Annotated in this window: 14 protein-coding genes; 7 read left to right on the top strand and 7 right to left on the bottom strand. The window is 59.5% G+C overall.

Annotated features, from left to right (window positions below):
* Nucleotides 1-36: 36 nt before the first annotated feature.
* Nucleotides 37-1176 carry an alpha-hydroxy acid oxidase gene (locus tag Q1A32_RS13975; RefSeq protein WP_299654275.1) on the bottom strand — a complete coding sequence of 380 codons (1140 nt, stop codon included), beginning with the start codon at nt 1174-1176 and terminating at the stop codon, nt 37-39.
* A 137-nt stretch (nt 1177-1313) separates the two neighbouring features.
* On the opposite strand from Q1A32_RS13975, the gene Q1A32_RS13970 reads away from it, so the two are divergent.
* The 6 genes from Q1A32_RS13970 to Q1A32_RS13945 all read left to right on the top strand — a co-directional run bounded on the left by Q1A32_RS13970 (nt 1314) and on the right by Q1A32_RS13945 (nt 8738).
* Nucleotides 1314-1808, top strand: coding sequence for a hypothetical protein (locus tag Q1A32_RS13970; protein WP_299654272.1), 495 nt, complete (start codon nt 1314-1316; stop codon nt 1806-1808).
* 75 nt (nt 1809-1883) lie between these two features.
* On the top strand, nt 1884-4313 hold the full coding sequence (locus Q1A32_RS13965) for an ATP-dependent helicase (protein ID WP_299654269.1): 2430 nt from the start codon (nt 1884-1886) through the stop codon (nt 4311-4313).
* A 1561-nt stretch (nt 4314-5874) separates the two neighbouring features.
* The gene (locus Q1A32_RS13960) at nt 5875-6012 is read left to right on the top strand and encodes a hypothetical protein (protein ID WP_299654266.1); all 138 of its coding nucleotides are present in this window, start codon (nt 5875-5877) and stop codon (nt 6010-6012) included.
* A 642-nt stretch (nt 6013-6654) separates the two neighbouring features.
* Nucleotides 6655-7479: a class I SAM-dependent methyltransferase gene (locus Q1A32_RS13955; protein ID WP_299654263.1), complete on the top strand. Its 825-nt coding sequence runs from the start codon at nt 6655-6657 to the stop codon at nt 7477-7479.
* A gap of 154 nt (nt 7480-7633) precedes the next feature.
* Nucleotides 7634-7990 carry a group 1 truncated hemoglobin gene (locus Q1A32_RS24050; RefSeq protein WP_366141239.1) on the top strand — a complete coding sequence of 119 codons (357 nt, stop codon included), beginning with the start codon at nt 7634-7636 and terminating at the stop codon, nt 7988-7990.
* Nucleotides 7920-8738, top strand: coding sequence for an adenylate/guanylate cyclase domain-containing protein (locus tag Q1A32_RS13945; RefSeq protein ID WP_299654257.1), 819 nt, complete (start codon nt 7920-7922; stop codon nt 8736-8738). The genes Q1A32_RS24050 and Q1A32_RS13945 overlap by 71 nt, the downstream gene beginning before the upstream one ends.
* A gap of 78 nt (nt 8739-8816) precedes the next feature.
* Here Q1A32_RS13945 and Q1A32_RS13940 read toward each other — a convergent pair whose 3' ends face one another.
* The 5 genes from Q1A32_RS13940 to Q1A32_RS13925 form a co-directional block, all read right to left on the bottom strand.
* Complete coding sequence (locus tag Q1A32_RS13940; protein ID WP_299654254.1) at nt 8817-9233, bottom strand: tetratricopeptide repeat protein; 417 nt, start codon at nt 9231-9233, stop codon at nt 8817-8819.
* Between the two features lie 510 nt (nt 9234-9743).
* On the bottom strand, nt 9744-10049 hold the full coding sequence (locus Q1A32_RS13935; RefSeq protein ID WP_299654251.1) for a hypothetical protein: 306 nt from the start codon (nt 10047-10049) through the stop codon (nt 9744-9746).
* Nucleotides 10050-10064: 15 nt separating this feature from the next.
* A complete protein-coding gene (locus tag Q1A32_RS13930; protein WP_299654248.1) occupies nt 10065-10244 on the bottom strand; it encodes a winged helix-turn-helix domain-containing protein in 180 nt (59 codons plus the stop codon).
* A gap of 210 nt (nt 10245-10454) precedes the next feature.
* Complete coding sequence (locus Q1A32_RS24045; RefSeq protein ID WP_366141231.1) at nt 10455-10793, bottom strand: hypothetical protein; 339 nt, start codon at nt 10791-10793, stop codon at nt 10455-10457.
* Nucleotides 10794-11162: 369 nt separating this feature from the next.
* On the bottom strand, nt 11163-11414 hold the full coding sequence (locus tag Q1A32_RS13925) for a DUF1127 domain-containing protein (RefSeq protein ID WP_299654245.1): 252 nt from the start codon (nt 11412-11414) through the stop codon (nt 11163-11165).
* Nucleotides 11415-11617: 203 nt separating this feature from the next.
* Between Q1A32_RS13925 and Q1A32_RS13920 the strand changes: the two genes are divergently transcribed.
* Nucleotides 11618-12688, top strand: a complete 1071-nt coding sequence (locus tag Q1A32_RS13920; protein WP_299654242.1) for an Mrp/NBP35 family ATP-binding protein — start codon at nt 11618-11620, stop codon at nt 12686-12688.
* Here the strand turns inward: Q1A32_RS13920 and Q1A32_RS13915 are convergent.
* Nucleotides 12685-13446: a hypothetical protein gene (locus Q1A32_RS13915; RefSeq protein ID WP_299654238.1), complete on the bottom strand. Its 762-nt coding sequence runs from the start codon at nt 13444-13446 to the stop codon at nt 12685-12687. The two genes, Q1A32_RS13920 and Q1A32_RS13915, sit on opposite strands and share 4 nt — an antisense overlap.
* Nucleotides 13447-13610: the final 164 nt, after the last annotated feature.

Below are 13610 nucleotides of genomic sequence, written 5' to 3'. Positions count from 1 at the left end.
TGCACGTAAAGGCGGAGGTGTTGTCCGCCCGTCCTGTCAGTGGTGTTGGAACGGTTTGGGAAGGTCGTGAAGGCTGCGGCTTCCAAGCTGGCCCATGTTGGCCTTCAGATCGGCGCTAAGGATGTTGGCGAGGTGGTCGATCCCATCGGGTCCGAGAGCCGCCAATGCGTAGTGCCAGGCACGGCCAAGCATCACAAAATCAGCGCCTGACGCCATGGCACGCAGTATGTCCAGCCCACCTTCAATTCCGCTGTCGAAAATGATGGGCAATCGCGTGGCGCGGCGGATGGCAGGCAGCACCTCAATCGTGGCTGGGGCCGCATCGAACTGCCGACCCGCGTGGTTTGAGACCCAGATCGCATCCGCGCCGAGCTGTTCCAGCCGTTCCGCATCCGTGCCGCGCATCACGCCCTTGACCACAAACGGCCCGTCCCACGCGTCGCGCAACCAGGACACATAATCCCAATCTGGCGAGGTGCGCAGCAGGTAGCCGACATGCGCTGTCACCGGCAGGTTTTCAGTGGCGGACGTCGTGTAGGCGTCAAGCATCCGCATGTGCGGCATGCCCTTGCGCGCCATCGCCATGGCCCAGGCCGGGCGCATCGCCACTTGTGCAAGAAGGCGTGGCGTCAGCCGAGGTGGATTGGTCAGGCCGGACCGTGTCTGCCGCTCGCGGCGTGAGGCGACGGGGACATCGACCGTCAGCACCAGCGTTCTGAAACCGGCGCTGCGGGCACGGTGAAGCATGTCGCGGCGAATGCCCTCATCTCGTGGCGGATACATCTGGAACCACGCATCCTCGCCCAGATCCGGGGACACATCTTCTGGGGACGCGGCAGCAACGGTGGACAGGGAATAGGGTATGTTGAGCCGCGCAGCGCCCTGCGCGAGATGTCGTTCCGCGTCTGGCCACATCAGGCCGGACATGCCGACGGGCGCGATGCCGAAGGGCAGGGGCCGTTTCTGGCCCATAAGATTGGTGGACAGGTCAGGTTCAAATTCGCCGTGCAGGATCGAGGGCATCAATCCAACCCGATCCAGCGCAGATCGGTTGCGGCGGCGTGTGGCCTCGTCTCCGGTGCCGCTGTCCAGGTATTCCCAAACGAATTTCGGAATGCGCTTGTGCGCGCGGGCGCGCAAATCGCTGAGGGCGGGATAACGGCCGTTCCAATTCATGAGCGCATCTGAGGGCTGCAACAGTCAGAAGTCCAGAGACGCGCGCAAAACGGCGGCCAACTTAAATCATTTTTTAAGGACATTTTCGCAAAAGTGGATTCGTCGCTCATTACATCGCACCGGGAAGGAAACCCTACATGCAAGCCCTCATCATCGACCGAGAAGCTGCCCGCCTCGATCATTGCCAGATTGCTCTTATGAACGCAGGCGTCCACGTCACCGGCACCAGCAGCCTGCTGGTGGCCGAGACCTGCATCAACCGCATGAAGGTGGACCTGCTGGTTATCGAAAAGACCTGCGTCGGTGATGCGCTGGGTGATACTCTAGGTATGGCCGAAGATCGCAATCCTTACCTTGTATCGGTGCTGCGGACGCCGGATGTGGGTGCGGATCATGATGCATTGTCAGCACATTTCCCATCGTTGCACTGCATTTTGGGGCAAGACGTCTCCAACACCGTTGCGATCAAGCTGGGTCTCGCATCCCTGCGCAGTCGTGTCACGCAATCGGCCAGACCCGCCAGACCTGTAAAAGTGGCAAAGCCCGTCTTTGAACCCAACCTGGATGCAGCGCGTGCCGCCTATGCAGCCCGGTCTAAACCTGTCGACAACATCTTTGCCGATGCGGTGTAGCACTGCCTGACGGCACTCTGCGGAACAGATCAGGAACAGCTTTCGCTTTGCCATGGGCCGCGCTATATTTGGCCCATGAGCAGTTTTGATGAATTCGACGCGTTCGAGGGGGCGTCCTTGTCGGCCCGTGCCTTGGCCGCGCGACCGCAACCCTATCTGGACGGTTTGAACCCCGCGCAGCGCGAGGCGGTTGAAAAGGTGGACGGGCCAGTGCTGATGCTGGCGGGTGCGGGAACAGGCAAGACGCGGGCGCTGACCGCGCGGATTGTGCACTTGCTGAATACAGGTCGGGCGCGACCCAACGAGGTTCTGGCCGTGACCTTTACCAACAAGGCCGCACGGGAGATGAAGAACCGTGTGGGCCAGATGCTGGGGCAGCAGATCGAGGGGATGCCTTGGCTGGGGACCTTTCATGCGATTTGCGTGAAGCTCTTGCGCCGGCATGCGGAACTGGTGGGTCTGAAGTCGAACTTCACCATTCTGGACACGGATGACCAAATTCGCCTTTTGAAACAATTGGTGCGCGCGGCCAACATCGACGACAAGCGGTGGCCCGCGCGGCAGTTGGCAAGCATCATTGACGGTTGGAAGAACCGCGCGCTGACCCCGGACAAGGTGCCTGCGGCGGATGGCGCGGCTTACAACAACAAGGGTGTGGAGCTTTATGCGCAATACCAGCGTCGGCTGATTGAACTAAACGCCTGCGATTTTGGCGATCTGCTTTTGCATATGGTCACGATCTTTCAGACGCATGAGGATGTGTTGGCGCAGTATCAGCGCTGGTTCGCGTTTATCCTTGTGGACGAGTATCAGGACACGAATGTCGCGCAATATCTGTGGCTTAGGCTGCTGGCGCAGGGACACAAGAACATCTGCTGCGTGGGCGATGACGACCAGTCGATCTATGGTTGGCGTGGGGCCGAGGTGGGCAATATTCTGCGGTTCGAGAAGGATTTTCCCGGCGCACATGTGGTGCGGTTGGAACAGAATTACCGGTCGACCCCGCATATTCTGGCGGCAGCCTCGGGCGTGATCGACGGCAATGAGAACCGGTTGGGCAAGACGCTTTGGACTGACAAGAACGATGGCGAGAAGGTGCGCCTGATCGGTCATTGGGACGGCGAGGAAGAGGCGCGCTGGATCGGTGAGGAAATCGAGGCGGCGCAACGCGGCACACGAGGTATGCGCGCCATCTCCTTGGAAGATATGGCAATTCTAGTACGTGCCAGTCACCAGATGCGTGCGTTTGAGGATCGGTTTCTGACCATCGGATTGCCGTACCGGGTGATCGGCGGGCCGCGCTTTTACGAGCGGTTGGAGATCCGCGATGCCATGGCCTATTTCCGCGTGGTGGTGTCGCCCGACGACGATCTGGCATTCGAGCGGATCATGAACACACCCAAGCGGGGCCTTGGCGACAAAGCGCAGCAAACCATTCAGATAGCGGCGCGGGCCAATGGTGTGTCTTTGGTCGAGGGTGCGCGGCTGGCGGTTGAACAGGGATTGATAAAAGGCAAAGGAGGCAAGGAGTTACGCACCCTTGTTGATGGGATTTCCCGGTGGAATGCGAAGTTGCGCGGGCCGCGGATCGAGGTGGCACAGGATGACAGTGTCTTGGATGATGGCGACGGGCCACTGCGCGTTGAGTATGGCCCACCGCCGGTGAGCCATGTGGAGTTGGCGGAAATCATTCTGGATGAAAGCGGGTACACCGCGCATTGGCAGAACGACAAGACGCCGGAGGCGCCGGGGCGATTGGAGAACCTCAAGGAGCTTGTGAAGGCTCTGGAGGGGTTCGAGAACCTGCAGGGCTTTCTTGAGCATGTATCGCTGGTCATGGACAATGCCAGCGAGGATGCGGGCGCCAAAGTGTCGATCATGACGCTGCACGCGGCCAAGGGGCTGGAGTTTCCGCAGGTGTTTTTGCCGGGCTGGGAAGATGGCTTGTTCCCATCGCAGCGGTCCATGGATGAAAGCGGGATCAAGGGGTTAGAGGAAGAACGTCGTTTGGCTTATGTGGGTATCACGCGGGCGGAGGAAGTGTGCACCATCTCGTTTGCCGCGAACCGGCGGGTGTTCGGGCAGTGGCAATCCTCGCTGCCGTCACGCTTTGTCGATGAGTTGCCCGAGGAGCATGTGGATGTCCTGACACCGCCCGGGTTGTATGGGGGTGGCTTTGGTGCTGCAGCGCCCAATATGGGCGGGGAATCGCGGCTGCATCAGGCGGCGGCGGATGCGAATGTCTACAACTCCCCGGGTTGGAAACGCCTGCAGGCAAGGGCCGGTGAGCGCCCTATGAGCCAGCCCAAGGAGAGCCGAAATACGGTGATTGATCTGAACGCTGTGTCAGCCTTTACCGTCGGCGAGCGGGTGTTTCACCAGAAGTTCGGATACGGCGCTATTGTCGGGATCGAGGGTGACAAGCTGGAAGTCGAGTTCGAGAAGGCAGGCCTCAAGAAGGTGGTGTCGCGGTTTATCTCGGGGACGGATGACATTCCATTCTAAGCGGAGCCGCATGCGACGGCTTGCAGGGCGTATCGCGCCAGCGTTATGATATGGCCTGATCTTCGGGCGCAGAACTGAAAGTTGCAAACGCTGCCGCGCGATCTGGTTATATTCTGAGTTCGAAGAACTCTGGATAAAGCAGGCAACTTCCTCTTCGAATCTCAGATCATCCAATCCCAAAACCCGCTTGCGAACCGGCCACCTTACGATGTTGATAATGTCGGCTTGCGGCCTCAAACTCTTTGGAAGGATTTGCAGTCGGCGCGCAGTCCTTTCTGAACCCGGCGCGGCAACGCATTTGGTGCAAGTTTGCGGAGAGCTGACGCCTCTTCGAAAGATCAGTTTTGGCGACGTAGACCCAGAAACAGGTCTGCGTCTAATGTGCTAGTCTCGGTGCCTTTCCCGCATGATCCGCAGTGTCGCGCTCCCAGCGTTGTAAGTGCATCACTGCGCGTGCCGAATTCACCTCGCACGCGTGATCGACAACCGATGACGCCGGTACGTGGTCCCATCATTTGAAGACCGCGTCGGACGCTTTCCACAAGATGAGTATTCTCCTCGACTGTCGTCGCGTGATCCAATCGGCCGATAGGGGCGACCACGATGTGAGCTGCCCCCGCCTCTCGGCAAGTCGGGGTAATGACGCCCACGATCGCCCTATTTAAGGATGTCTCGAAATTAGTGCTCTCGTCATAGAAAGCTTGCGACATCCTTGCAGACTGCTTTGCGAAACCGTGGCCGGAGGTCTTCCTAGCTTTTTTGGCCGACTTGCCTTGCCATACGGACGAAGCTGTTTGGTTTTGCATCAGCTGCTTCGACAGTTTCGCGCGAGCGGACAAAGCCACGTCGATAGGGTTTGCCAAAACACAGCGCGCTGTGACTTGCGCTTCGTGCGTCACGTCATTTCTATGTCCGAGAGCTGCTCCAAAACAATTGATGATACTTTCTAGCCATTCATGATAATCGGTGGTGCAGCGTCCAATTGGCCGGACAACAGTTTTTCGACACCTTTTGAAAAAAAGTTCCCAGCCACACCAGTGTGGTCATTGTAGGGGGCGATCGCGCAGCCTCATTCTCTCAACCACCCGGGATGGATCGAATTGCTGTCAAAGATCATGCGGATGCGCGTGCGATAATTTTAAGCCTGCACTAGGCCTTGGTGTACCGTTGGCATACTGCGCAAGAGGTCGCTGTGGCGGGCTGTTCCACATGTGCGTTCCCGGATTTTTTGGGGCGTGGAAGCATGGCGGGGAACTGCTGAAGCCAGTTGCCGCCAGGGCGGATGCATGTCCGGCTCTTTGGGTGGCGGACAAGCTCCACGGCCAAGTCGGTTACCGCAGTTTCGCCATGGACGGGGTGCGAATGGAGTGGCTGTAAGCGCGCGGGGTGGTTGACCAGAAAGGGGACGCTGGCCGAAGTCGATGTGCTGCGCTTTGTGCATGGTAACGAGGTCTATCTCGCCAAAACAAAACGCGTGTTCGGATCTGAACCCATGGTGTGATTGAGCCGGATGGAACGATGCGCGGGCCGCAGGTCTCCCGTAGTTCTGGCAAAGCTTGGAGTGTCTGCCGACTGGCGGACCGGTGTCGGACGGCGTGCCATGATCCGCGCGGATGTGGGCGGGTCCAACCGGCAAAGCGGCCGGCCGATGTCGTTGGACGAGTTGGTGCACAGCACCCCATCACTGCTGGAGGCGTGACGGTTGGTATCAGGGACTCCGTTGCTCCGGAACTGTCGAAATTTGGCGGTCTGCCCACGCTGAGGTGCGAGCGTGGCCAGTGCCCGCAACTTTGCATCAGGATATGAATCGGGGGCACTTGAGGCAGCGAGCTTATGCTCGCCACCAGCTTGCGTTTGGCTACCTCCACCGACTCGGCACGAGCTCCGAAAGTTTGTAACCTGTCAGATTATGCCGCGCCGCTGGACGGTTCGGGTCTTTGCATTGCCATTGATGCGAATTTGCTAGGCTCCTCGGAGCTGATCATGAATTGACTTCATGTATTGCAATCACCTCAAGCTGAATGGATCGCTCGAGCTTGTGTCATTCTGCAGAGCGCGGGACTTGATCGTTTTAATCCCGTCATTTTCGCCGAAACCCCTGATATCTACACGGTGGGTAAGGTCACCGGCGGTGGTTCCCCTCTGTCCTTGCTTCATGCCATCGTCGAGATCACGCCAGATATCGACAAAACAGTCGTCAGAGCAGGGTTATACCTGACAAAACCGAAAATTCTGACAAATCTACAGAAGTCTCCAAACTTTCTTCAGCTCCCCTTCAAGCTTGACCGTCGTGTTTGCGGCATCTGTCGTCCCACCAAACCTGTGTTGAAAGGAGACGTGGATGAATATCGCCCCCCAACAAGCCGCTGTACCCAATCTTGCGGCGGTGAAGTCCAAGCAGCATGCCACTTGGTCGTCCGGTGACTATGCGGCGGTCGGAACAACCCTGCAAATCGTCGGAGAAAACCTGGCCGAAGCCATGGACCTGCGGCCCGATGCGCGGGTGCTGGTTGTGGCAGCTGGGAATGGCAACGCTACGCTGGCCGCGGCCCGGCGGCACTGCAATGTGGTGTCTACCGACTATGTTCCCAGTCTTTTGCGGGCCGGCACCGAGCGAGCTGGCGCCGAACAGCTGACGGTCGCATTTCGCGAAGCGGACGCAGAGGACCTGCCGTTTGAGGCGCGCTCATTTGACAATATCATGTCCACCTTTGGCGTGGTGTTCACCGCCAATCAGGAGGTGGCCGCGAGCGAGATGCTGCGTGTGTGCGGCAGCGGTGGCACGATTGGCCCCGCGAACTGGACGCCTGCAAGTTTCGTGGGCGATGTGTTCCGCACCATTGGGCAGTATGTGCCGCCGCCTGCTGGCGTGCGCTCTCCGCTCGAATGGGGGACTGAGGCGCGGCTGAACGAGCTTTTCGGTGATCAGGCGGTTCGGATCGAGACCACCAAACGGCACTTCACGTTCCGCATGCGCTCACCCAACTACTGGGTAGAACGCTGGCGTCAGGTATATGGGCCCGTGCACAAGCCCTTTGACGCCGTCGAGGATCGTGCACCGCCACTGGCCGCCGATCTGATCGCGGTCGCGCGCGACCACTCTGTTGATCCGCACGCCATGATCGTCCCTGCGGAATACGCAGAGATCATCATTCACCGCGCCTGACGGCCCCCGGCCCGGCTGCGCTTTGCCGGGCCATTTCTGCAAAAGGAAACCAACCATGCTTGCCCGAACCCATATGCCTCAAACGGGTCCGCTTTTTGACAAATAGGGCGGTCTGCGTGCCTTGCGTGCAGTCATCATCGACTTTTATGACCGTGTGCTCGACAGCGACGTGGTGGAGCATTTTTTCGAGGATGTGGACATTGCCAAACTGGTTGATCCCCAAACCAAATTTTTCACGGCAATCCTGGGTGGTCCGGCTGAATTTGCGGACCTGCGACTGGCCGCCGCGCATGCGCAACTGAACGTCTCCCACGCCCATTTCGACGAGATTGTCACCCTTCTGAATCAGACACTGTCAGACGCAGATTTCACGCTGGAGGATCTGGATACGACACTTGCCGCCGTCAAAGCGCGGTGGTCCATCATAGTGAGGTATTATTATGCAATTACAGGATATCAGCTCACGGCTTATTCAGTCCATCAGTGTCGGCATCTGCATTGTCGAGGCTGAAACGGGTATGATCATTTCCCAGAACGACACGTTCGGTACATGGTTTGACACTGCCGTCACTGGGCAGGTCTTGGATATCGGTCCGGCCGTTGCCTTTGGCGAACTGCCTGGTCGAAAGCCGGTTGAGGTTCGCACCAAGGTGAAGCGCCGCACACTGGTCATTGAACTCAGCGCGCACGAGGCACTTTACAATGGCACGCGTCTGATCGTGGTCGAGGGGCAGAACATCTCGCGCCTGCGCGAAACAGAGGCGCTGTTCGACAGTTATTCCGACATGGTAGATCGCCGCACCCGCGCGTTGGAGCGCGAGAAAACGCAGGTCGAGAAACTGCTTTTGAACATCATGCCGCGGTCGGTTTTTGAGGAATACATGACCTTCGGTTCTGTCGCGCCGCGTCTGTTCGAATCGGTGTCGGTCCTGATGCTCGACTTTGTCGTTTTCACACGGATGGCTGCCGCGGGTGACCCGAATGTGACCGTGGCGGAACTGAGCGACATCTTCACCGCGTTTGACCGCATCAGTGAATTGCACGGCTGCGAGCGTATCAAGACGGTGGGTGATTGTTACATGGCCGCCCGGCTTCAGGCGCAATCCGAGCCGATGGAAATCACGATCTGCGCGTCGATGCGGGACAGTGTTTTGGATGAGTATGACATCGGTCCTGTGCGCGTCGTCCCGTTGCGAGGATTTGGCGAGACCGAGATGGCGCGAACGTCAGAGCCCGGCGTGAACCGGAGAGTGGCTTGACATGTCGTTGGCATAAGATTGCTGCGGTGTCATATCGACGGAGGTGATACTTGCCTTTCTCGGCCGCGCCCGCGTCGCCTAGAAACCGGCCTTTCGAAAGGATGCCGCGAGCCGTTCGCGGTAGCTTGCGTCCCTGATTGGCGCGGAATCGACCAGCTCTTCGGCGGTTGCGTTGGGTTTGAGGCTCCGGACGACGCAAGCGACTTCCGCCATACGGTCGGTCAATCCCAACTCGGCCGCGCAGGCCATGATGAGGCGCGGCGCCCGAGTTGATCCGGGCGCTTCAAGATAGCCCTGTTCAAGCAGGGGCAGCGCGCCGGCATGGTCCCCGTTGCCATAACGCGCGGCTCTGATCACGAAATAATAGCTGAACCGCATGGGATCGTGTGGGCTGAGGCGCAGTGCACGTTCGTAGTTCGCGATGGCCTCTGCCAGCCGCCCGGAATAGGTTTCCAGCGCGCCCAGCATGGCCCACGCCCATGCGGCTTGGGTCAAGGTCCAGCGCCGTGTCCAGATGATGACGTGCCGCGACGTGTTCGCCTGCCGCAACCTCGGCACTTGCTACGAATGTAAGGACCAGCGCGGCCATCGGCACGAGCGACAAGGCGCGACGGCCAAGTTCCATCGCGCGGGCAAATGCCGTGGATCGGTCCGGTGCCCATTCCGACAGGGCTTGCTGCCCCAGGGACCAGGACAGCATCGCATGCGACAGCGCGTGGTCAGGATCAGCGGCGAGTGCGCGTTCAAGATGTGTCACCGCTTGGCGATTGTCAGTTGCATCCATGCTCATGCACAACGGTGTCGCGCGCAAAAGCTCATGATACGCATCCGTGGCCGTCGCCTCCCACATCGCGCGCTGCACTTTCACCATCATGATATTCGGCACAAGGCGGCCCAACACGGCAGACAGAACCTGATCCTGTGCGGCGAACGGGTCGCTCAATTGCCCCTCGAACCGGTCGGCCCACACTTTTTCCATCCGTTCGGCATGAAGCAGTGAGGCGTTCAGGCGAAATGCGTCACCGGCAAAGCGCAGCTTGAGGCCAAGCACATAACGCACGCCAGGACGCTCGGCTGCGCATTTGGCATCGCCGTCGCCCGTATGCCGCGCGACCAGATCGCACCGACGCGCCCAATTGCTGCGCTGATGTCGTCTTCCAATCCCTCGCCAAAGGCGCGTTGCGCATCCGTCGGAGAGACCATCGCCGTTGGCATGACCGCAAGCGACGGCTGTGCTGCGGCCGGGGACACCGAAGTCTCAGCGTTCCGTGCCTCGATGTCGCCGACAAATTGAAAGCCACGCCTATGCACCGTCCGCACCAGCGCTTACCGAGATCCATCGTCCCCGATTGCCGCACGCGCCGCTTTGATCCGGCTGCTCAGCGCGGCATCCGACACGATGCGGTCTTTCCAGATCACTTCGAAGATTTCGTCCCGGGACACGACACGGTCCCGATTTTCGATGAGGTGCCGCAGCAGCGCAAACACTTGCGGTTCTGTGGGCACAGGCGCACCGTCTCACACCAATTGCAGGCGGCGAACATGCCAACGCATATGGTCCAAATCCGTATTCCACGCTGAATAATTGCCCATTCCGTACGAATTCGCCAAGAAACAAATCGCCGGTGGTGTAGGAGGCATACCGCGCGTGGCGGTCGGCTGGGTCGGTCAATCTGCAGGTATTTGTGCTCTGTCGCGGTTGCTGATGTTGCCGGTTCAATAGTGAGACGGCGGCGATGATACGTGCGTTTTCCCATTCCGTATCGCCTCAAGCGGGCGACGTTTTGAGATCGGACAAGGCGGGCGCAACATCTGCACGGATGATCTGACCGCCCCAGAATACTTGGTGTTGTTCGATGTCCGGGGCGCCCAATAGCTTGGATAAGGCAATGGTGCGTGCGTTGGTCCGATGTGCTCATCACCGCGCAGCACGTCTGCCTGAATATGTGTCATGGCTGACAGAACAGAGACGGCATTCCGCATGTCGATGATCGGCTTGGCCATGATGCCCGGTATCGCTGCGTGTCCAAAATGATGTGACCTGATTGTGCGCAATTGGAGTGATCCCGCGTATCGGGGTCGTCGCTCCCCGGCGCCACTATGCAGCTATGCCCGAAAACAAAAAAACGGCGGACCCAGGGAGGAGGGACCGCCGTCTTCTTCATGTCTGCCGGTCAGGGAGGAGGAGGACCGGAGCAGGCATTTCGGGTGCACCATCTGGTGCGGTGTTGGTGCGGCGACATTCGGGAGGAGGTGAATGCCGCCGCTCTTGCAACATCGCGCGGTCAGGGAGGAGGAGAGACCGGTCAGCGATGTATCGCGGTTGTTAAAAGTGCGGCGACGCCAGGGAGGAGGAAGGCGCCGCCGCCAATTTCAGATGCCCCAGGGAGGAGAAGAGGGCCATCTGATCCGTGTGTTCCGTGCTCAGGCAGCTGTGCCGTAAGCAGATTCCCAAGCCACGCGCTTCAGCTCGGACCGGTGCAGGCCCAGATCGGCCAGTTCGCGGTTCGACAGAACGTTCAGCTCGTTAAACGTGCTGCGGTAGATGCGCTGTTTGGCGCGACGCTCTGCAGCGGCTTCGAATGCGTGTGCAACGGAGCCCAGAAGACGTTCTACCAGGTCGCTGCGTTGTGCTACGTTGTTGTAATAGGCCATGTTTTCTTGCCTCATGCTCATTTCGTTGACCTGAATATAAGCCAATGCTGCGGGTGCACAATGGATACCGAGACAATGCTGCCATGCAGCAATTGCATAGGCTTCTGGTTGAAATGTCGGGCATTGCGCACAACGATGCGGCGTTTACGCAGGGGCATGTCGGCGGCTCTTGCAAGACGCGAATTTTGTGCCATTTCTTTAACCATAAAGCGGGGAAATCGAGCATGGCCATTACGAAACAAAATGTCATGGACGCGTTGGCGCGTGTCGGGATGCCGGACGGAGGGGATCTTGTCAGTCGCGATTTGATTCGCGCCGTGCAGGTGAATGATGGCGCCGTGCAGTTTGTGATCGAGGCCCCCACGCCCGAGATGGCCGCCCGGATGGAGCCCATTCGCGCCGCCGCCGAACAGCTTGTGCGCGATCTGGATGGTGTGGCAGAGGCGCGTGTCGCCCTGACCGCCCATGGCCCTGCCGCCAAGCCCGCCCCGCCGAGCCTGAAGATCGGCGGGCACCCCAAGCCGCAGGAAGGCCCGACCAAGCCAAGCGGTGTACAGCGCATTCTGGCCATCGGGTCGGGCAAGGGGGGGGTGGGCAAGTCGACCGTGTCGTCGAACCTTGCCGTGGCTTTGGCCAGGCAGGGCCGCAAGGTCGGTTTGCTGGACGCTGATATATACGGACCAAGTCAGCCCCGCATGATGGGTGTGAACAAGCGCCCCGCGTCACCCGATGGCAAGACCATCATTCCACTGCACGCCCATGGTGTGACGCTCATGTCCATCGGCTTCATGATGGAAGAGGGCAAGGCCGTGGTTTGGCGCGGGCCAATGCTGATGGGCGCGTTGCAGCAGATGCTGGGGCAGGTGGAGTGGGGCGAGCTGGATGTTCTGCTTGTCGATCTGCCCCCCGGTACAGGGGACGTTCAGTTGACCCTGTGCACCAAGTCCGAACTGACGGGTGCCATTGTTGTGTCCACCCCGCAGGATGTAGCGCTGATTGATGCGCGCAAGGCGCTGGACATGTTTGCGACGTTGAAGACGCCTGTGCTGGGATTGATCGAGAACATGTCGATGTTTGTGTGCCCCGATTGCGGGTCACAACACGAGATATTTGGTCAGGGTGGCGTGGCGGCAGAGGCCGACAAAATGGGTGTGCCCCTGCTGGGCGCGTTGCCGATTGATCTTGAAACGCGGTTGGCTGGCGATGGCGGCACGCCGGTGGCCGCGGGCGAAGGGCCGATGGCCGACGCCTATGCCCGCATTGCCGAAGGGTTGGTGAAGGGCGGGATGGCCTAGACCTCGCGCCCTTCGACAGCGATGCCATAGAGTGTCGTGAGGATGCTGGCGCTGACCAGTGCATAGAACACTGACACGATGATGCTGATGATGGCGCTGATGACGTTATCCGTGATCACTGCGGCCATGGCGAAGTTCAGGGCAAAGTCGACCACCGCCAGAATAATCATGATGGCAAAGATCGTGCCCGCCAGCGGCTTTGACGCCTCCCAGCTTTCCTTGAACGTCATTTTTCGGCCGATGGTGCAGGCGGGGAGGATCAGGCTCCAACGCAGCAAGAGCCATCCCATCAAAGCGATCAGGGGAATGGCAACAATGCTGGCGACAACTTCGCCTGCGCCCGCCCCAACGATGCCGATCACGACGAACAGGGGGATGGCCAGCAACCCAACAGCGAGGCCCAGCAGAATACTGCGGCCCAGATAGCCCAGCACGATGCCTGCGTTGGGTGTGAACCCTTCGTCCCGACGGTCGTTGGGCAGCAGCACGAAGCGGTGCCATGCAGCGATCATGACCAGATACCCGATCGCCATAAGGAAGAAGGCTGGCACCACCAGTCCGAAATTGGGAATCTGCGCCAGCGCCTCCGGATCATCAAACGTCGTGACGCCGCTGGCAAGGCCGGGCGCAATGGCGATCAGAAGGGCGGACGCCAGGGCGATCAGGATGACGCCCACGGATGTCGCGCGGAGTGTGGCGCCGAGATCGCGGAACACCATCGATACGGCGTGTGTGAAGATGCGGATGGCGTGTGACATGGGGAACCTCGTGACTGAATGCCTGTGTTTCCCTGACTGCGGGTGGGGACACAAGGGATTTCATGGGCCGGATGGGCGTTCATGGGACGTGGTGTGGGAAATCATGGGCCATCGGGTGCGATTCAGGGGTGAAGCGAATCAATTTTTGTTAATGCGGGTGTTAT

The organism is uncultured Tateyamaria sp. (genome assembly GCF_947503415.1).
GTDB lineage: Bacteria > Pseudomonadota > Alphaproteobacteria > Rhodobacterales > Rhodobacteraceae > Tateyamaria.
This window is presented reverse-complemented; position numbering and strand designations above follow the sequence as displayed.

What these genes read in the sequence shown, in the direction of transcription:
- Q1A32_RS13975 (WP_299654275.1), bottom strand. Translation starts at nt 1,176, where the DNA reads ATGAATTGGAACGGCCGTTATCCCGCCCTCAGCGATTTGCGCGCCCGC.
- Q1A32_RS13955 (WP_299654263.1), top strand. Translation starts at nt 6,655, where the DNA reads ATGAATATCGCCCCCCAACAAGCCGCTGTACCCAATCTTGCGGCGGTG.
- Q1A32_RS13945 (WP_299654257.1), top strand. Translation starts at nt 7,920, where the DNA reads ATGCAATTACAGGATATCAGCTCACGGCTTATTCAGTCCATCAGTGTC.
- Q1A32_RS13925 (WP_299654245.1), bottom strand. Translation starts at nt 11,414, where the DNA reads ATGAGCATGAGGCAAGAAAACATGGCCTATTACAACAACGTAGCACAA.
- Q1A32_RS13915 (WP_299654238.1), bottom strand. Translation starts at nt 13,446, where the DNA reads ATGTCACACGCCATCCGCATCTTCACACACGCCGTATCGATGGTGTTC.
- Q1A32_RS13965 (WP_299654269.1), top strand. Translation starts at nt 1,884, where the DNA reads ATGAGCAGTTTTGATGAATTCGACGCGTTCGAGGGGGCGTCCTTGTCG.
- Q1A32_RS13920 (WP_299654242.1), top strand. Translation starts at nt 11,618, where the DNA reads ATGGCCATTACGAAACAAAATGTCATGGACGCGTTGGCGCGTGTCGGG.
- Q1A32_RS13970 (WP_299654272.1), top strand. Translation starts at nt 1,314, where the DNA reads ATGCAAGCCCTCATCATCGACCGAGAAGCTGCCCGCCTCGATCATTGC.